At 76.8% G+C, this 250-nt stretch carries 1 protein-coding gene; it reads left to right on the top strand.

From position 1 onward, the window contains the following. Positions 1-250: PspC domain-containing protein (locus KVS71_RS18050; protein ID WP_306663929.1), on the top strand; the 250-nt coding region annotated here is incomplete at both ends.

Genomic DNA, 250 nt, shown 5'->3' with positions numbered 1-250 from the left:
CTCCACGCTCCCCGGCACCGCGCCGGCGACCGTGCGCCCGGCACTGACCCGCGACCGCGACGCCCTCGTGACCGGGGTGAGCGCCGGACACGCACGCCACCTCGGTGTGCGCGTCGGGCTGGTGCGGGCGCTGTTCGTCGCCCTGACGCTCTGCGGCGGTGCGGGCGTGCTCCTGTACGCCTGGTGCTGGACCTACATGCCGTGGACGGACGGGACGACCGCGCCGACGCGTCGCCTCCCGGTCGCCTGG

This window comes from Microbacterium sp. GbtcB4, assembly GCF_019091465.1.
GTDB lineage: Bacteria > Actinomycetota > Actinomycetes > Actinomycetales > Microbacteriaceae > Microbacterium > Microbacterium paraoxydans.
The sequence above is the reverse complement of the archived record's forward strand: the minus strand, read 5'-3'. Positions and strand labels throughout refer to the sequence as shown.